This window comes from Amycolatopsis jejuensis, from assembly GCF_000717335.1.
Taxonomy (GTDB): domain Bacteria; phylum Actinomycetota; class Actinomycetes; order Mycobacteriales; family Pseudonocardiaceae; genus Amycolatopsis; species Amycolatopsis jejuensis.
Genome location: NZ_JNYZ01000041.1, coordinates 54179 through 71650 on the forward strand (window position 1 = coordinate 54179; position 17472 = coordinate 71650).

General features: G+C 69.4%; 19 protein-coding genes. 12 read left to right on the forward strand and 7 right to left on the reverse strand.

What is annotated here, in order from left to right; all coding sequences use genetic code 11:
* Window positions 1-11: 11 nt before the first annotated feature.
* A complete protein-coding gene (locus OO71_RS40020; RefSeq protein WP_033295269.1) occupies window positions 12-671 on the forward strand; it encodes a response regulator transcription factor in 660 nt (219 codons plus the stop codon).
* A complete protein-coding gene (locus tag OO71_RS40025) occupies window positions 668-1888 on the forward strand; it encodes a sensor histidine kinase (protein ID WP_063740174.1) in 1221 nt (406 codons plus the stop codon). Before OO71_RS40020 ends, OO71_RS40025 begins: the two co-directional genes overlap by 4 nt.
* A gap of 390 nt (window positions 1889-2278) precedes the next feature.
* Here the strand turns inward: OO71_RS40025 and OO71_RS40030 are convergent, their stop codons facing one another.
* From OO71_RS40030 to OO71_RS40040, 3 genes are all read right to left on the reverse strand, one after another.
* Window positions 2279-3079, reverse strand: a complete 801-nt coding sequence (locus tag OO71_RS40030) for an alpha/beta fold hydrolase (RefSeq protein WP_033295270.1) — start codon at window positions 3077-3079, stop codon at window positions 2279-2281.
* Window positions 3076-4071, reverse strand: coding sequence for an LLM class flavin-dependent oxidoreductase (locus OO71_RS40035; RefSeq protein ID WP_211260813.1), 996 nt, complete (start codon window positions 4069-4071; stop codon window positions 3076-3078). Before OO71_RS40035 ends, OO71_RS40030 begins: the two co-directional genes overlap by 4 nt.
* Before the next feature lie 365 nt (window positions 4072-4436).
* Entirely contained in the window at window positions 4437-6554 is a 2118-nt protein-coding gene (locus tag OO71_RS40040; protein WP_033295271.1) for a HelD family protein, read from the reverse strand.
* 123 nt (window positions 6555-6677) lie between these two features.
* Between OO71_RS40040 and rsmD the strand changes: the two genes are divergently transcribed.
* From rsmD to mutM, 8 genes are all read left to right on the forward strand, one after another.
* Window positions 6678-7262 (forward strand): 16S rRNA (guanine(966)-N(2))-methyltransferase RsmD, encoded by a 585-nt coding sequence (rsmD, locus tag OO71_RS40045; RefSeq protein WP_211260814.1) that lies wholly within the window; start codon window positions 6678-6680, stop codon window positions 7260-7262.
* A 26-nt stretch (window positions 7263-7288) separates the two neighbouring features.
* On the forward strand, window positions 7289-7771 hold the full coding sequence (gene coaD / locus OO71_RS40050; RefSeq protein WP_033295272.1) for a pantetheine-phosphate adenylyltransferase: 483 nt from the start codon (window positions 7289-7291) through the stop codon (window positions 7769-7771).
* Between the two features lie 196 nt (window positions 7772-7967).
* Entirely contained in the window at window positions 7968-8666 is a 699-nt protein-coding gene (locus OO71_RS40055; protein WP_033295273.1) for a ribonuclease domain-containing protein, read from the forward strand.
* Window positions 8667-8820: 154 nt separating this feature from the next.
* Entirely contained in the window at window positions 8821-9546 is a 726-nt protein-coding gene (locus OO71_RS40060) for a DivIVA domain-containing protein (RefSeq protein ID WP_033295274.1), read from the forward strand.
* A gap of 44 nt (window positions 9547-9590) precedes the next feature.
* A complete protein-coding gene (locus OO71_RS40065; protein WP_033295275.1) occupies window positions 9591-10208 on the forward strand; it encodes a YceD family protein in 618 nt (205 codons plus the stop codon).
* Between the two features lie 75 nt (window positions 10209-10283).
* On the forward strand, window positions 10284-10466 hold the full coding sequence (rpmF, locus tag OO71_RS40070; RefSeq protein WP_020661787.1) for a 50S ribosomal protein L32: 183 nt from the start codon (window positions 10284-10286) through the stop codon (window positions 10464-10466).
* Window positions 10467-10480: 14 nt separating this feature from the next.
* Window positions 10481-11221 carry a ribonuclease III gene (gene rnc, locus OO71_RS40075; protein WP_051792866.1) on the forward strand — a complete coding sequence of 247 codons (741 nt, stop codon included), beginning with the start codon at window positions 10481-10483 and terminating at the stop codon, window positions 11219-11221.
* A 220-nt stretch (window positions 11222-11441) separates the two neighbouring features.
* The gene (gene mutM / locus OO71_RS40080; RefSeq protein WP_033295276.1) at window positions 11442-12314 is read left to right on the forward strand and encodes a bifunctional DNA-formamidopyrimidine glycosylase/DNA-(apurinic or apyrimidinic site) lyase; all 873 of its coding nucleotides are present in this window, start codon (window positions 11442-11444) and stop codon (window positions 12312-12314) included.
* Here the strand turns inward: mutM and OO71_RS40085 are convergent.
* Window positions 12244-13716, reverse strand: a complete 1473-nt coding sequence (locus tag OO71_RS40085; RefSeq protein ID WP_051792868.1) for a nitrilase-related carbon-nitrogen hydrolase — start codon at window positions 13714-13716, stop codon at window positions 12244-12246. The genes mutM and OO71_RS40085 overlap by 71 nt on opposite strands.
* Window positions 13700-14281 (reverse strand): TetR/AcrR family transcriptional regulator, encoded by a 582-nt coding sequence (locus OO71_RS40090; protein ID WP_033295277.1) that lies wholly within the window; start codon window positions 14279-14281, stop codon window positions 13700-13702. The genes OO71_RS40085 and OO71_RS40090 overlap by 17 nt, the downstream gene beginning before the upstream one ends.
* A gap of 168 nt (window positions 14282-14449) precedes the next feature.
* On the opposite strand from OO71_RS40090, the gene OO71_RS40095 reads away from it, so the two are divergent.
* Together OO71_RS40095 and OO71_RS40100 are read left to right on the forward strand one after the other, a co-directional pair.
* Window positions 14450-14773, forward strand: coding sequence for a PadR family transcriptional regulator (locus tag OO71_RS40095; protein WP_033295278.1), 324 nt, complete (start codon window positions 14450-14452; stop codon window positions 14771-14773).
* Window positions 14774-14852: 79 nt separating this feature from the next.
* Entirely contained in the window at window positions 14853-16094 is a 1242-nt protein-coding gene (locus tag OO71_RS40100; protein WP_033295279.1) for a DUF1700 domain-containing protein, read from the forward strand.
* Window positions 16095-16203: 109 nt separating this feature from the next.
* On the opposite strand, the gene OO71_RS40105 is transcribed toward OO71_RS40100, so the two are convergent.
* Both OO71_RS40105 and OO71_RS40110 read right to left on the reverse strand, forming a co-directional pair.
* Window positions 16204-16725, reverse strand: coding sequence for a YflT domain-containing protein (locus tag OO71_RS40105; protein ID WP_033295280.1), 522 nt, complete (start codon window positions 16723-16725; stop codon window positions 16204-16206).
* A gap of 107 nt (window positions 16726-16832) precedes the next feature.
* Window positions 16833-17321: a hypothetical protein gene (locus OO71_RS40110; protein ID WP_033295281.1), complete on the reverse strand. Its 489-nt coding sequence runs from the start codon at window positions 17319-17321 to the stop codon at window positions 16833-16835.
* Window positions 17322-17472 lie beyond the last annotated feature (151 nt).

The window sequence follows — 17472 nt, forward strand, 5'->3', positions numbered from 1 at the left end:
AGGGAGGAACAATGCGCGTTCTGGTCGCCGAGGACGAGCGTGCCCTTGCTGATCTGGTGGCGGCCGGGCTGCGGGCGGCGGCGATGGCGGTCGACGTCTGCTACGACGGGCTCGCGGCGCAGGAGCGGCTGGCCGTGCACGACTACGACGTGCTCGTGCTGGACCGTGACCTGCCCGGGATACACGGCGACGTGCTGTGTCGTGAAGTGGTCGAAAGTGCTTGCCGCACCAGGGTTTTGATGCTGACTGCAGCAGCGGCTCTCGGCGAGCGAGTCGGTGGCCTCGAACTGGGTGCCGACGACTACGTGACCAAGCCGTTCGAGTACCCGGAACTCCTGGCTCGCGTGCGCGCGCTCGGCCGGCGGACGCAGGCGGCGCTCCCGCCGGTGCTCACCGCCGCTGACCTCGTGCTGGACCCGGGGACGCACTCGGTGACCCGCCGCGGGTTGCCGATTCGCTTGGCTCCGAAGGAATTCGCCGTACTGGAGACGCTGCTGCGGGCAGGCGGCGCGGTCGTCAGCGCCGAGCAGCTCCTGGAACAAGCGTGGGACGAATGCGCGGACCCGTTCACGGCTGCGGTCCGGGTCGCGATGTCCAAGCTGCGCGGTAAACTCGGAGATCCGCAGCTCATCGAAACCGTGCCCGGCACGGGATACCGGATCGCGCCGTGAGGATCACCGTTCGCGCGAAGCTCACCGCGTGGTACGGGCTGCTGTTCGCCGCTGGCGGGCTAATCCTGGTGCTGGCGGTCTACCTGCTGGTCGAGAGCGGGTTGGTCGTGGAGCTGTCGGCCGCGGTCGTGAAGGTGACCGACGACGCGGCCGGACCTGCGGCGCAAGGGACAGGTCCGCCGGCGATCGCCCTTGCCGCTCGCGTCTCGTCCGACACCGTGCTGACCAAACTTCTTGTCGTGTCGGGCATTTGCCTGCTGGTGCTGGCGGTGATCGCGGTGGCGGTCGGCTGGTGGATGTCCGGACGGGTGCTGCGGCCGTTGCGCCGGATCAGCGCCACTGCGCAGCAACTGTCGTCCGAAACCTTGCACGAACGCATCGCGATGTCCGGCCCCCGCGACGAGCTGACCGAACTGGCCGAGACTTTCGACCGGATGCTCGACCGGCTGGAGGCGTCGTTCGAGAGCCAGCGGCGGTTCGTCGCGAATGCCTCGCACGAGCTGCGGACCCCGCTCGCCATCCAGCGGGCCGCGGTCCAAATCGGACTCGAGGGCGCCGCCGATCCCGTGCTGGTCGGGCAGTTGCTCGCCGCGAACCGGCGCAGCGAACGGCTCATCGACGGCCTCCTGGTACTCGCCCGCAGTGACCGTGGCCTGGAGCGCCGGGAGCCGGTGCCGCTGCACGAGGTGGTCCGGCGGGAGCTTGCGCGCTTTGCTGCGGAGATCAGTGTCAGGAACCTGCGGGTGGTCGACGACCTGCAGGAATGCTGGGTGTCCGGCGATCGGCTCCTGGTCGGCCAGCTCGCCGGGAACCTGATCGGCAATGCGGTTCAGTACAATGTGGACGGTGGGGAGCTGCGGCTGGGCGTGAGTCCCGACGGCGGATTCTCGGTCAGCAACGACGGACCGGAGGTGGACCCCGGCAGCGTCGGCGAATTGTTCGAGCCGTTTCAGCGCGGGGCCGAGCGGATTACGTCGGACTGCGGCGCCGGTCTGGGGCTTTCGATCGTCAAGTCGATCACGGCGGCGCACGGTGGGACAGTCTGCGCGAAGGCTCGAACCGGTGGTGGGTTGGTTGTCCACGTCGCGCTGCCGGTGGTACCTGCCGAGGCGGCCGATCGCCGGGATCACGTAGTGGGCCGGGGCCAGGCGATAGTGGACCTGGGTCAACTAGGAGCGGACCAGGGTCAACCGGTGGAGCATCGGGTCAGCCGGTAGTGGACGCGGGTTAGTGGACCGAGGTCAGCCGTTGGCGCACCAGGGTGGGCCGGTCGGACCAGGGTAAGCCGGTCGTGGACCGGGGTCGGGTGGTCGTGGGCCAGGGCCAGCCGGTAGTGCACTGAGGTCAGCCGGTGGCGGACCAGGGTGAGCCGGTCGTGGACCGGGGTCAGCCAGTCGTGGCCAGGGGCAGCCGGTAGCGCACCGAGGTCAGCAGGTCGTGGACTGGGGCCAGTCGGCAGTGGGCCGGGGTCAGGCGGCAGTGAACTGCGGCCAGCCGGACGCCACGGTCGACTCGCCGGGAGCCACGTCGGTGCAGGAAACGTCGGCCGGATCACGGCGAGTGCACCACTTCCGATAACTGCGGTGAAAGCGCCGCGATGGAACGGTTCAGCGAGCCAGCCACCGGTACAGCACGGCGGTGAGCGCCTCCGGGGCGTCGAGCTGGATCAGGTGCCCGGCTGACCGGACGAGTTCCAGTCCGGCGCCTGGGATCAGACCGGCGAGCCGGTGCGCGCGGTCGACCGGGATCCAGGTGTCCTCGGTGCCCCACACCACCAGCGTGGGCACGCTGACGGCGCGGTAGCGCGGCTCGATCTCGTCGGTGTACCGCTGATCAGCCTGCGAGATTTGCCGATAGAAGGCCGCCTGCCCCGTGGAGCCGAGCCACGGGGCGACGAGCATGTCGTGCGCTTCGGCCGACAGCGGGCGGTGTGCTGCGCCCGCGATGTACTCCCGTACCAATGCCTCGTGCAACGTCGGCGGCAGCTGCGCGAAGACGGATGCGTTTTCCGCCACCAGGCGGAAGAAATCCGACCCCCATGGCGCCAAAGCGACCACGTCCACCAACGCCAATGAACGGTAAGCCGCGCCGTGCAACAGATACGCTCGCAGGCTGACCGCGCCGCCGTAGTCGTGCGCGATCACGTCCGGTTCCGATAAACCCCAGTGGTTCAACAGGGCGGCGAAGGTTTCGCCTTGTGCGGCCAGTGAGACGTCCTGGCCATCGGCCATCGTGGACTCGCCGTAGCCTGGCATGTCCCACAGGTAGACCGTGTGGTCGCGCGCGAACGTCGCCGCGATCGGTTCCCACAGTTTCGACGACCACGGCGTGCCGTGGCAGAACACGAGCGGTGGCCCCGAACCTTGGCGGGACCACCGGATTTCCTGACCGTGCCAGGTGAATATCACCGCTTGAGGTCGGCGACGATCTCGTACGACCGCACGCGGTCCTCATGACCGTGTACCATGGTGGTGATCATCAGTTCATTCGCATCAGTGTCACCCAGTAATTGATCCAGTCCTTTTCGGACGGTTTCCGGTGAGCCGACGATGCTCGAACCGAACCGCTCGGCAAGAAATGCGCGGTCCATTTCGGTGTACGGGTAGTCCGCGGCTTCTTCGGGCGTCGGCAGCGCGATCGGACGGCCGCGGCGCAGGCTGAGGAAGGTCAGGCCGCTCGGTCCGGCAACGAACTGTGCGCGCTCGTCGGTCTCGGCGGCGATCACCTGCACGCCCAGCATCACGTACGGCTCGGAAAGCACCTCGGACGGGCGGAAGTTCTCGCGGTACAGCCGTACCGCGGGCAGCGTGTTCTCGGCTGCGAAGTGGTGCGCGAAGGAGAACGGCAGGCCGAGCCGTCCGGCGAGCTGCGCGCTGAAGCCGGACGAACCGAGCAGCCACACCGGCGGCTTGTTCCCCTCGGCGGTCACCGCGTTGACGCCGCGCGCCGGGTCCGGCTCGAAGTAGGCGATGAGCTCCATCAGGTGCTCGGGGAAGTTGTCCGCGGACAGGCCGCCAGGCCCGCGCAGGGCGAGCGCGGTGCGCTGGTCGGTGCCCGGCGCGCGGCCGATGCCCAGGTCGATCCGGCCCGGGTGGAACGCTTCCAGCGTGCCGAACTGTTCGGCCACCACGAGCGGCGCGTGGTTCGGCAGCATGATGCCGCCGGAGCCGACGCGAATGGTGTCGGTGGCATCTGCGACGTGCCCGATCAGCACCGCCGTCGCCGAGCTGGCGATGCCCGGCATGTTGTGGTGTTCGGCGAGCCAGTACCGGTGGTAGCCCAGCCGTTCGGCGTTACGGGCGAGGTCGAGGGTGTTGCGGAGCGCTTCGCCGACCCCCTTCCCCTCGGATACCGGGGACAGGTCGAGCACGGACAGCGGCACGTCAGGCAGGGAGGTCACGTTCAGCCGTAACGCGCGCGGGCCCGATTCCCTTCCCGCTCCGTCGGCGGTCGTACCCGGCCCAAAGCCTTCGGCAGCCGAAACCCGGTCCAGATGACGCCAGCGGCGGTGCCGGTCCGATCCCCTCGGCGGCTGCACCGGTCCAAATGCCGCTGGCGCCTCGTGCAGGTCCGAAAGCCGTCAGCGGTCTTGACGGTCCGATCCCGTTAGCGGCTGCACCGGTCCAAAGCTGTCAGCGGCCGAAACCCGGTCCAGATGACGCCAGCGGCGGTGCCGGTCCGATCCCCTCGCCGACTGCACCGGCCCGAATGCCGTAGGCGGCCGAAACCCGGTCCAGATGACACCAGCGGCCGTACCGCAAGTGCTCAGGCAGGCAGCCAGTCCGGATCCGAGGTCAGCACGATCAGCTGCTGCGTCGCCCGCGTAAGCGCGACATACAGCACCCGCCGCCCGGTGGAGGACTCGGTGACCAGGTCCATTGGCTCGACCAGGGCCACCGCGTCGTACTCGAGGCCCTTCGAATCGAGGCTGCCGACGACCTTGAGCCGCTCGTCGGAGTGGCCGGTGAGCCAGCCTTCGACCTCCTCGACGCGGGCCATCGCCGTGATCACGCCGACCGTGCCCTCGACGGCGCCGAGCAGCTCCTTCACCGCGGCCTGCGTCGCGGTGGCCAGCGCCGCTCGGTCGACCGGGCGCACCTCGGGCTCGATTCCCGTGGTGCGCACGGCTTTCGGGAGCTCGTCGGCCTGCGCGTGCCCGGCTACGACCTTCGCGGCGAGGTCGAAGATCTCGGCCGAGTTGCGGTAGTTCGTGCGCAGCGTGTAGCGGCGGCGCGCGGTCTTGACGCCGAATGCCTGGTCACGCGCTTGCGCCGCCTCGGCCGGGTCCGGCCACGAGCTCTGCACCGGGTCGCCGACCACCGTCCAGCTCGCGTATTTGCCGCGCCGCCCGACCATTCGCCACTGCATCGGCGAAAGGTCCTGCGATTCGTCGACGACCACGTGCGAGTACTCGTCGTAGTGCTCCGGACGGTGCGGCGCACCGCCACCTCCGCGCTCGGGCTGCACCTCGACCACGGTCTGCCGGCGACGCCGCTTCGATTCCGGCCCGACCAGCACACGCAGCTCGTCCAGCAACGCGATGTCGGCCACCGACCAGCCCCTCGACCGGTCCGCGAAATCCGCCGCCAGCAGGCTGATCTCGGTGCGGCTCAGCACGCCTTTCGCGACCGCGGTCAGACGCTTCTCGTCGCCGAGCCACTTGAGTACCTGCGCCGGGTACAGCACCGGCCACCACACCACGAGGAAGCGGTGGAAGTCGATGCGCTCGCCGAGGTCGGTGATCAGCTCGGGGCGGTCGACCTCCTTGCCGTCGGCCTTCGCGTACTCCTCGGCCTTGTCCGCGAGAGCCCCGAGCAGCAGCTCGGCCACGCGTACGCGTGACCGGTTCGGCGGAGCACCCTGCGTGTGCGCCTTACGCCGTACCTTCTCCAGCTCGCGCGAAGTGAGCTTCAGGACTTCGCCGCGGTACACGATGCGCATCTCCGTAGGCGCTTCGGGCGGCGTGTCACGTAACGCGCGCAGTAGTACCTTTCGCATCCGCAGTGAACCCTTGACCGCGGCCAGCGCGGCTGTGTCCTGACGCGTCGCTTCGAGCCCGTCGAGCACTTCGCCGAGCGCGCGCAGCTCTACGTTCGTCTCGCCCATCGACGGCAACACGCGCGAGATGTACGTGGTGAACACGCCGGACGGCCCGATTACCAGCACGCCGGCGCCGCCCAGCTGACGACGGTGCCGGTACAGCAGGTACGCCGCGCGGTGCAGGGCGACGGCTGTCTTGCCGGTACCCGGTCCGCCGGTGATCTCCGTGACCCCGCGCCACGGCGCGCGGATGACCTCGTCCTGCTCCTTCTGGATCGTGGCCACGATGTCGCGCATCTTCTCGCCGCGCGAGCGGCCGAGCGCGGCCATCAGCGCGCCCTCGCCGACGATCTGCATGTCCTCCGGCACGGCGTCGGCGATCAGCACGTCGTCGTCGACGTCGAGCACCGTCTGCCCGGAGCAGCGGATCACCCGGCGGCGCACGACGTCCATCGGCTCCTCGGCGGTGGCCTGGTAGAACGCGGCGGCGGCCGGGGCACGCCAGTCGGTGACGAGGTTGTCGAACTCGGTGTCGCGGATGCCGAGGCGGCCCACGTAGATGTGCTCACGGTCGAGGTGGTCGAGACGGCCGAACACCAGGCCCTCGTACTCGGCGTCGAGCGTCTGCAGCGTCTGGTTGGCGTGGTAGACCATCATGTCGCGTTCGAAGAGCATCGAGGCCTGTTCGAAGATCGCCTCGCGCTGGGCGCCCTGGCCGAGTTCGTAGCCCTTCGTCCGCATCGCCTCGGCCTGGGCCCGCAGCTCGGCGAGACGGGTGTAGACCCGGTCGACGTGGGCCTGCTCGACGGCGATCTCAGCCCGTCTCACCCGGGGTTCCGACACGCAACGCTCCCTTGAACAGCTCAGTCGCCTCTGGAGGGCGAAGAACGACTCTACGCGCCCGCGCGCGTGGGTTCGGCAAGTCCTGCCCAACGCCACGTCGCGACCTTCGGCGAAGATGGCCGGGTGACCAGGATCGTGGCGGGGAAGGCGGGCGGGCGGCGGTTGAAGGTGCCGCCGAAGGGCACTCGCCCGACGTCGGAGCGCGTACGGGAGGCACTCTTCAACGCGCTCGAAGTAGCCGGTGAGCTGGACGGCGCGCGCGTACTCGACCTGTACGCGGGCTCCGGCGCGCTCGGTCTCGAAGCGCTTTCGCGCGGCGCGGCCGACGCGTGGTTCGTGGAAGCCGACCGTCGTGCCGCTGATGTGCTTCGCGGCAACGTCGCCGAGCTGCGGCTGGGTGGCACGGTCCGGCCAGGGCAGGTGGAGACGGTCGTCGCGGCACCGGCGCCTGTGGAGTTCGACCTGGTGCTCGCAGACCCGCCGTACGCCGTTGACGCCGCTTCGCTGGGCACTGTGCTCGCCGCGCTCGACAGCGGCGGCTGGCTCGCCGACGGCGCACTGGCGGTGATCGAACGGGCTTCGCGTGACGGTGCGCCGGACTGGCCTTCGGCGTTTCACCCGCTTCGCGACAAGCGTTACGGCGACACGGCGCTGTATTGGGCCGAGTACCGACGCAGTGTGACGCAGTCCGCACGAGAGCGCGCGTAGCGGCTTCGCTTGATAGCGTCCGCGACATGCGGCGTGCGGTTTGTCCCGGCTCTTACGACCCGGCCACCAACGGACATCTCGACATCATCGAGCGGGCTTCGGTGCTCTTCGACGAGGTCGTCGTCGCAGTGGGGGTGAACAAGAGCAAGAAGGGCCTGTTCACGGTCGAGGAACGGATGGACATGCTGCGCGAGATCACCGCGAAGCTGCCCAACGTGCGCGTCGATTCGTGGCACGGCCTGCTCGTGGACTACTGCCGCGACAACGACATCGCGGCGGTCGCGAAGGGCCTTCGCTCGGTCAGCGACTTCGACTACGAGCTGCAGATGGCGCAGATGAACCGCGAGCTCACCGGCCTCGAGACGCTCCTGATGGCCAACAACCCGGCGTACGGCTTCGTGTCCAGCTCGCTGGTGAAGGAGGTCGCGGCCCTCGGCGGCGACATCGTGAACCTCGTGCCGCCGGTGGTGTACGAGCGGCTGACCGAGGTGTACAAGAACCGCGACTGAGCCGAAGCCCGTGAAGGGAACCATCACGGAATCAGCTGGCCTGATGGTTCCCTTCACGGCTTTGTGGCGGGAAGGGCAAGCGGGACGGGCGATTTCGCCTGAACGGCTTCCTACCTTCGTCGGGATTTCGGCCCTGCCACGGGATTGTTCAACTCGCGGCATCCTCCTGACCACCCTATCGGGTTACCGTCCGAAAATGACCAACCGTCGCAGCCGCATAGTCGGTGTCCTTTTCGCAGTGCTGGTCGGTTTCCTGGGGTTCGGCTCGGCCGCGGAGGCCGTCCCGCTCGCCCCGGCGACCGCCCTGCAGAACTCGTGCGGTGACCTGTCCGGCTTCAAGCACACGACGCTGTCCGCGTTGCCGCCGCAGGCCACGGACACGTACAACCTGATCCAGAAGGGCGGCCCGTACCCGTACCCGAAGAACGACGGCGTGGTGTTCTCGAACCGCGAAGGGATCCTGCCGTCCTGCGCGTCGAGCTACTACCACGAGTACACGGTGCCTACGCCCGGTTCCAGCAACCGCGGCACCCGCCGGATCGTGACCGGCAATGGTGGCGAGTACTTCTACACCGGCGACCACTACGCGTCGTTCCAGGTGATCGACATCAACAGCAGTGGCACGAAGTGCGGTGACCTGTCGAAGCTGCGCACTGTCGGCTACTCGACGCTGTCTGCCGACGCGAAGAAGGTTGTCGACGGCGTACGCGCGGGCAGTCTCAGCAATGGCAAGACGTACGAGAACCGCGAAGGCGTGCTGCCGTCGTGCGCGTCTGGCTACTACACGCTGTACGCGGTCGGCGCCGACGACCGGGTGATCTCCGGCAAGGGCGGCGAACTCGCCTACACGCCGGACCACTACGCGACGTTCGGGAAGGTCGACCTCGGGGGCTGATCGGCGCGCCGCGGGTACCGCCCCACCAGCGGGTGAAGCGGTACCGGCCCGGCCGGGTGAGGACACGCCCGGTCGGGTGCGCGTTCACCGGTTCAGGCTGTCCAGCGGGCAGACTGGACGGCAGTGATCGGGGAATCTGCTTGAGGGAGTGGCCGTGTACCGGGTTTTCGAGGCACTCGACGAGCTCGTCACGATCGTCGAAGAGGCCCGCGGGGTGCCCATGACGTCCAGCTGCGTGGTGCCCCGCGGCGACGTTCTCGAGCTGCTCGACGACGTCCGCGACGCGCTCCCCGGCGAGGTCGACGACGCGCAGGACGTCCTCGACAAACGCGATGACCTGCTGCTGGCCGCGCGCAAGGAGGCGGGGGAGACCGTCGCCGGCGCCAACGAGGAGGCCGAGAGCACGGTTTCCGACGCGACCTCGGAAGCCGAGCGGATCCTCGCCGACGCGCGCGCCCGCGCCGAGCAGATGCTGGCCGACGCGCACAACGAGGCCGAGCGCATGGTCGCGGGTGGGCAGGCCGAGTACCAGAACCTGACCGAGCGGTCGCGCGCCGAAAGCGAGCGGATGATCCAGGCCGGGCGCGACGCGTACGACCGTGCGATCGAGGACGCCCGCGCCGAGCAGGCCCGGCTGGTGTCGCAGACCGAGGTCGTGCAGGCCGCGCACGCGGAGTCCGCGCGCATCGTCGACGAGGCGCACACCGAAGCCGACCGCCAGCGCGCCGACTGCGACGCGTACGTCGACGGCAAGCTGGCCGAGTTCTCCGAGCTCCTGGCCACCACGCTGCGTACCGTCGACTCCGGCCGCAACCACCTGCGTGCGCCGACCAACCTCGGCGGCACCGGCCGGTCGACGCTGTACGACTACCAGGTCTGACCACCTCGAAAGAGGCAAGCGAAGGCTGCGTACGCTGGTAGGCGATGTCCGACAACCCTGCCCACAGTTCCCGCCCCGCGCAGCTCGACGACCGCAGCCCCTGGGTGGTCGACACGCGCGAACTCGGCCGCCGCGCCGGGCTCAGCCGCGACCTTCACCGCACCGCGCCGGTACCGACCGCTCTCGGGGTCCCCGGCGTGCTCGAAATCCCGGCGGGCGAGCCGGTGGAGCTCGACCTGCTGCTCGAGTCCGTGGTCGAAGGCGTGCTGGTGACCGGTACCGCCACGGCCACCGCCACCGGGGAGTGCTCGCGCTGCCTCGACCCGGTCACCGAACCCGTCGAGGTGGAGCTCACCGAGCTCTTCGCGTACCCCGGTTCGGTCACCGAGGAGACCACCGACGAGGACGAGATCCCCCGGCTGGTCGACGACCGGATCGACCTCGAGCCGACCGTCCGCGACGCCGTCGTGCTGGCCCTGCCACTGGCCCCGCTGTGCCGCGAGGACTGCCCGGGGCTGTGCAGCGAATGCGGCGTCAAGTGGGCCGATCTCGAGCCCGGACACGGGCATGAGAAGATAGATCCTCGGTGGGCCGCGCTGGTCGAGCGATTCGACGAGAACGCGGGCGAAAAGCCTGCGCACGGCTCCGGAGAGCAAGCCTGACGAGCGTCCAGCTCGATCCGGGAGAAGGAAGTTCGCTCGCGTCCCGCGAGCAGACCGTTTGAAGGAGATCTACTCGTGGCCGTCCCGAAGCGGAAGATGTCGCGATCCAACACGCGCTCCCGCCGCAGCCAGTGGAAGGCGGCTCCGGTTCAGCTGGTGCCCTGCTCCAACCGCGCCTGCCGCCAGCCGAAGCTCCAGCACATCGCCTGCCCGGCGTGCGGCCAGCACAACGGCCGCCAGGTCGTCGAGCCCGCCTGAGGCGGCAGCCGACCATGGGGGGTAAGTCCGCCGGGGGACCCTCGGCCGATCCCACCTCGCTGCTCGAGGCGCTCGGGGTCGTACTCGACCCCGAGCTGCTCCGTCTTTCGCTCACCCACCGCTCGTACGCGTACGAGCACGGCGGCCTCCCGCCGAACGAGCGGCTGGAGTTCCTCGGCGACGCGGTGCTCGGCCTGGTGGTCACCGACCACCTCTACACCACCCACCCCGACCTGCCGGAAGGCCAGCTCGCGAAGCTGCGCGCCAGCGTCGTCAACATGCACGCGCTGGCAGGCGTCGCACGCGGGCTCGGCGACGGCGGCCTCGGGGCACACCTGCTGCTGGGCAAGGGCGAGGAGCTCACCGGCGGCCGGGACAAGGCGAGCATCCTCGCCGACGGTCTCGAGGCCGTGATCGGTGCGACGTACCTGGCGCACGGCATCGAGGTCGCACGCAAGCTCGTGCACCACCTGTTCGACGGGCTGCTGGCCGAGGCGCCGCTGCGTGGCGCCGGTCTCGACTGGAAGACGAGCCTGCAGGAACTCACCGCCTCCGCGGGGCTCGGGGTGCCCGAGTACCGCGTCGAGGACAGCGGTCCCGACCACCGCAAGGAGTTCACGGCCACGGTGCTGATCGCGGGCCGCGCACTGGGCTCGGGTTCGGGGACGACGAAGAAGGAAGCCGAGCAGAAGGCTGCGGAGACGGCTTGGCGTGCGTTGTCGGAGGAGCTCGGCACCGGTGAGGACGCCGGCTGAGCTTCGCTCGGTGTGTTTCGGCCGGGTGGCGTGCGGTGAAGCGGGATCCCTCAGGCGGCTGACGTCGTCCGGGTTGATCGGGTAGCACCGGCGTCCTCGACGCGGGTGAGCTGAGGTTTTTCGGGGCCGGTCCGGTTGACCGGCCCCGTTTTCGTGCGTGCAGGCCCGCTCGGCGTCGGGCAGTCACGGAATTGTCGGGGGTGCCGGGCAGAATGAGGGCATGCCCGAACTACCCGAGGTCGAGGTCGTCCGTGCGGGGCTCGAAGCGCACGTGGCCGGTCGCCGCATTCGTGCCGTCGAGGTGTTGCACGCTCGCGCCATCCGGCGGCATGCGCTGGGGGCTGCCGATTTCACCGGCAGGCTTGCCGGGGTCACGGTCGAGGCCGCGCGCAGGCGGGGCAAGTACCTGTGGCTCGAGTTGTCGCACGGTGAGGCGGTGCTCGCGCATCTCGGCATGAGCGGCCAGATGCTGGTCCAGCCCGAGGGCGCGCCGGACGAGAAACATCTGCGGGTGCGGGTCCGGTTCGCCGACGACGGGCCTGAGCTGAGGTTCGTCGACCAGCGGACGTTCGGTGGCCTCGCGCTCGACGAGCTGGTCGAGTCCGACGGTGACGCGCTGCCCGGCACCATCGCGCACATCGCCCGCGATCCGATGGACCCGAAGTTCGACCCGGAGGCGGCCGTGCGCGCGTTGCGTTCGCGGCGCACCGAGGTGAAACGTGCGCTGCTCGACCAGACTTTGGTGTCCGGCGTCGGCAACATCTACGCCGACGAGGCGTTGTGGCGGTCGAAACTGCACTGGTCGCGGCCCACCGAAAAGCTCACCGCCGCGCAGGGGCGCACCTTGGTGGCCGCGGCTACCGACGTGATGGCGGCCGCGCTCGTGGCGGGTGGCACGTCGTTCGATGCGTTGTATGTGAACATCAACGGGGAATCGGGGTACTTCGATCGTTCGCTGGATGCTTATGGGCAGGAAGGGTTGCCCTGCCGCCGGTGTGGGGTGGCGATTCGGCGGGAGCCGTTCATGAACCGGTCGTCGTTTTCGTGTCCGCGGTGTCAGCGGCGTGCGCGGTCGGTGCGTGGAGGCGGGTGAGGGCGAATGCGGTGACTGCAAGGCAGAGCCAGGCGAACCAGTCGCCGATGCGGGTGTAGAACGTCGTACCCGGTCCGGCCGGTACGTCCGCCGTTACGGTGACGAACGGGGCCGGGCCTCCGGTGCGGGCCTCGCCCAGTACGCGGCCGTAGCCGTCGGACAGCATCAGGCTGCCGTTGGCGTCGGACAGGGCGATCGACTGTCCGTTTTCGACCCCGCGGAGCAGCGCGTTGCGCGTGTGCTGCCAGCCACCTTCGTCGTTGCTGCCCGGCGGGACGGCGAGTTCGGCGGGGATCGCCAGCACGCGCGAACCGGCCGCGGCGTAGTCGCGGCTCGGCGACGCGAACGTGGTGTCCCCGCAGATCACCAGGCCGGTGGGGGAATCGGTGCCGGGTACGAAGACCAGGTCGCGTCCGGGTGGGCTCACCAGATCGTGGTGCTTGAGGTACCGCGCGGGCGGGGCGCCGTCGGCGGGAAACGCCAGCGCGTAGTCGTAATTGTGCTTGCCCGGACGGTCGTAGTACGTGAAGCCGACCACGATCGCCGCATTCCGGGCCGCGGCTGCGCGGCGCATCGGCTCCACGAGCGAGGACGGCCATTCCTCCTCGGCACTGAACGCGGCTTCGGGCAGCACCACCAGCCGTACCCCGTCCGGCATGGCCGCGATCTGGCGGACGTAGTCCTCCACCAGCACGCGTCCTTCCGCGGCACCGAGTTCGGGACCCCAGTGGTAACCCGCATTCTGGGTGATCGCCGCCATGCGCACCGCCGGACCGTCCTCAGTGGACAATCGCAGCGCGCCGTAACCCAAGGCCAGCACGAGAATCACCCCGGCGACAGCGCCCGTGCGGAGCCGGGCGGCACCCGGTGCGCAGAGCGCGGCCACCGCACAAGCGGGGAGCAGCACCAGGAATTCGACGCCCCACATCCCGGCCCACGACGCGGTCTGCAGCACCAGCGGCGCGTCGCCCTGGTCGTTGGCGAGCGAACCCATCATCCCCATCGGGTTGAGGATGGCGATCAGGTACAGCACACCCGTCCACGCGGCGGGTGCGGCGAGGCTCGCGAGCACCGTCCGTCCGCGCCGCACCAGCGCCCAGAACACCCACACGGTGAACGTGAACAGCAACGACATGCCCACGTCGATCGCGGCGCCGAACGGCCACAACGGTTCGTCGCCCGAATGGGATTGGTAGACCCATATGTTCGCGGTGCCCAGCAGGAACGCGCCGAACGCGGTACCCGCGGTGGTCCAGCCGCCGGCGCGGGTCGCCAGCAGCAGCACGGGTAGCGGCGCGAGCCAGGTCAGGACTGCGATCGGCGCGAGGCCGGTGCCGAAGTAGAACAGCACTGCCGAACCCAGCAGCGCGGCCGGAATCCGGACGTCACGGGGAAATGCCATCGAGAATCCTCCGGGAGGTCCGCCGGCACATCGACCGGAACTCGGCTTCGGTCGTCCCCATCCGGCCGGCGAGGTAGTGCAGCACCATGCCCTGTGACTGGGTGCTGATGGTGAGCGCGACCTCGAGCGGGTCGTCCTCGCGCAGCACGCCCTCGCGCATGCCCTCCTCGACCAGCCGCACCAGCGCGGTGAACGGCGGCGACCCGGGTTCGCGGAAACCGTCCGGGTACAGCCGCGCCTGCGCCCAGTCGTCGGTCATCAGGAACCGGTACAGATGGGGCTGGCCCAGCGCGAAATCCAGGAACCGGTCGAGCAGCGCTTCGAACCGGTCCTGCCATGTGCCGTCCGGCGCCGGGTCCTTCCATGTCGTACCCAGTTCGCGGCCGGTGGCGTCGGCGACCGCGCGCAGCAGTACCTCGCGGTTTTCGTAGTGCCGGTAGATCGCCATCGCGGTGACCCCGGCGGCTTCGGCGACCCGGCGCATGCTCACCGCCGCCGCCCCCTCGGTGGCGACGATGTCACGCGCCGCGGACGCAATCCGCTCGGCGGTCGGGACCTGGCTCATGTCTACAGCGTACACAAGGATGTCTACGCCGTATACCTCGATCGAGGTGCGCCGAGACCGCGGTGCTGACCTGCGGTGATGTCATGAGATACCGCCGTTTGGCCGTTTGCCGTGCGCACTACTGTGCAATGCGTGGTACCGTTTCACGCGCAAGACCGGGAGGGTGCCGTGGAGATCAGTCAGCTGCTCAAGGGAGTGCTGGACCTGGCGGTGCTGGCGGTACTGCGGGACGACGACGGGTACGGCTACGACGTGCTCCGAAGACTCCGCGTCGCCGGCCTCGACGAGGTCGGGGACGCGTCGGTGTACGGAACGCTGCGGCGGCTCTACAAGGCCGGGCTGCTCACGTCGTACGTGGTGCCGAGCGAAGAAGGCCCGCACCGCAAGTACTACAGCCTGAACGAGCCGGGCAGGGAGCGGCTCGCCGAATCGGCGCGGACGTGGCGGAGTTTCGCGTCCACTATGGACAGTCTGGTGAAGGAGGCGGCATGAGCACGGCATCACGGGGACCCGCTCGTGCCGCAGGGGGCGCGCGGCGGGACGGCTGCGGCACGACACGGGGAGAAGCAGCATGAGCACGGACAAGCCCACCGCGGTGCGGGTTTACCTGGCGCGGGTCCGCACCGCGCTCGCCGATCTGCCAGCGGGGGAGATCGAGGAGATCCTGGAGGACGTCCGGCCGCATCTGGCCGAGATGGAGGCGGAGCTGGGGGCGTCGGCGCGGGTCGAGGACCTGGTCGAACGGCTCGGCACGCCGGAGAGCTACGCTGCCGAGCTGCGGGTGTCCGGCGGGTATCCGCCTGCGCCGCCGACGGCCGAAGCCGCGACCACGGTGCTCGAGACGCCGGCGAAGAAGTCGCTGTTCATGCCGCGGTTTGCCTTGTGGGGCTTGGTGTTCTGCGCGCTGGCCGCGGCCATGCTGGCGTTCGCCGCGGCGGTGCGGATCGATCCGGACGCATTGCTCGGCCTGGTCCTGCTGTTGCCGGTGTTCGCGCTGAGCGTGTTGTTCCTGGTACGCCGCGGGGTGCAGTCGGTGCTGGAGCTGCCGGAAATGGTCCGCGCGCGGGCGATGCTGAAGTCGTTGCGGGAGGACCGGTCCACCGAGCGTGCGGCGTCCTACCTGCGCACGCTCAAGCCGGCGTGGTGGGTGGTCTGCGCGTTCGCGTTGCTGGCGTTCGGGCTGCTGATGATGGTGCGGCATTCGTACGCGGTGCTGCTGCTGCCGTTCCTGCTGGTGATCGCGGGCCTGGTGGTGTGGGCAGGCCCGCGCACGGGTGTTGATCGGCGGCTGCTGTGGATCGCGGTGCCGGTGTCGGCGTTCGTGGTGGGCGGCACGTTCGGCGGGCTGGGTGCGGCAATCGACCTGATCTCGCACCGCACGTACTACCCGAACACCACGTCGTACTCGGCGCCGTCCACTGACACGTATGGCAACCAGCAGCTCCGCTACGGCAGCGACGAGGTGCGCAACCTGTACGCCTTCGACGCGAACGGCAAACCGCTCGAGGACGTGTACCTCTACGACGGGCAGGGCCGCCCGATCGCCATAACGCGTTACGGCTGCGAAACCGACACCGGGACGCGCATCATGACCGGGTCGGACAACAGGTTCCCTCGTCCGCACGTGCTGGAGGGAACGCAGGACGACCATGGGAACGTGAACGGCTACAACGCCTACCGCAGCTACTGCCGGGAAGACCCCGGAGTGCCCTTCGCCGCGGCCATCCCGAAGCCGACCGGTTCCAGTCCGGCCCCGCCGAGCACGAGCAGCCCGGCCAAACCGCCGTCGAGTCCCGCTCCGCCCACGAGGTAGAGCCGCCCGGAGGCAGGGAGCATGTTCCCCCGCCTTCCCTTCCTGCAAAAACACCGGGCGCCCGGGTCCGTGAAGACCCAGGCGCCCGGGATGGGGCGAGAACCGGACGTCAGTGCGTGAAAGCCGACCGGGCTGCGAGGTCGGCCAGCAACGCGCGGCCCTTTTCGGCGTTGCGGGGCTGCGACAGGACGTCGTAGCGCTGGGCGACCAGCTGGCTCTGCGAGATGAAACCGCGCTTGTTGCGGTTCGCCGCGTAGCCCAGTGCGCCGAAGGCCACGTTGAACACCACGCCCGCGGCAAGGCCGAGCACGATCGACAGCATCCCGGCGGCCGGGTTGAGCATGCTCAGCACCAGGCCGAGGAACAGGCCGAACACCGCGCCCGACATGGCGGCGCTGCTGAGCATGCGGCCCCAGCTCATCCGGCCCGCGATGCGCTCCACGAGCATCGGCTGGACGCCGACGATGGTGACGTCGGCGACCGGGAAGTCGGTGCGCGCGAGGTGGTCCACCGCCTGCTGTGCCTGCTCGTACGAGTCGTACGAGCCGATCGGCCACCCGGTGGGCAGCGTGGGGAACTGCGGCCGAGCCTGCTGCTGGCTGAACGTGGTCTGCGAGAATGCTTCTGTCATCCCTCTCACCTCTCTTGCCCGGTCCAACGCACGAGGCGGCGGATTTGGTCCCGGACGCGCCCGATTCACAGTATCTTCTCAGCCGGGCAAGGGGGACAAACGCGGCGTCAGCCCTTCCGGGCCGGTGGGCAGGTACCGGTGGTGGCGCCGATGGAGTTGATTTCGGCGTTGGAGCGGGGGTCGCCGGCGTAGTCGATCTGGTCCGTGCACCGCGGCGTGTCGTCGGTGGCGGGCTTGTGGACGGGCGGGCAGGTACCGGTCGTCGCACCGATCGAGTTGATTTCGGCATTGGAACGCGGGTCGCCCGCATAGTCCTTTTGATCCGTGCAGCGCGGCTTTTCGCGGGCCGGCTTCTGCGGGGGCGGACATGTGGGGCTCGAGTTGATCTCGGCGTTCGACCGTGGGTCGCCGGTGTAGTCGATGCGGTCGGTGCAGCGCGACGTCGGTGCGGACTGGGCGGCTGCCTGCGGTCCGCCTCCGGTACCCCCGCCGGAGCCGCCCGCCGGGCCGCCCGGTGCCGCCCCGCAGCCGGTCATCAGCAGGCCGAGCATCATCGCGCCGCCGGTCAGCAGCTTGATCCGGGTTCCCCTGGTCATCGAAGTGACTCCCCTCTCGGTAAATCCTGGACATCCGGGGAGACGTCCGGCCGCCGGGCGGGTTGCCGGGCTGCCCGGTTTTCCCCGTGCGCGTGCCCGGCCCCGGTCAAAGGATCAGAAAAATACCTTTTGCTGGATTGACCGCACGGGG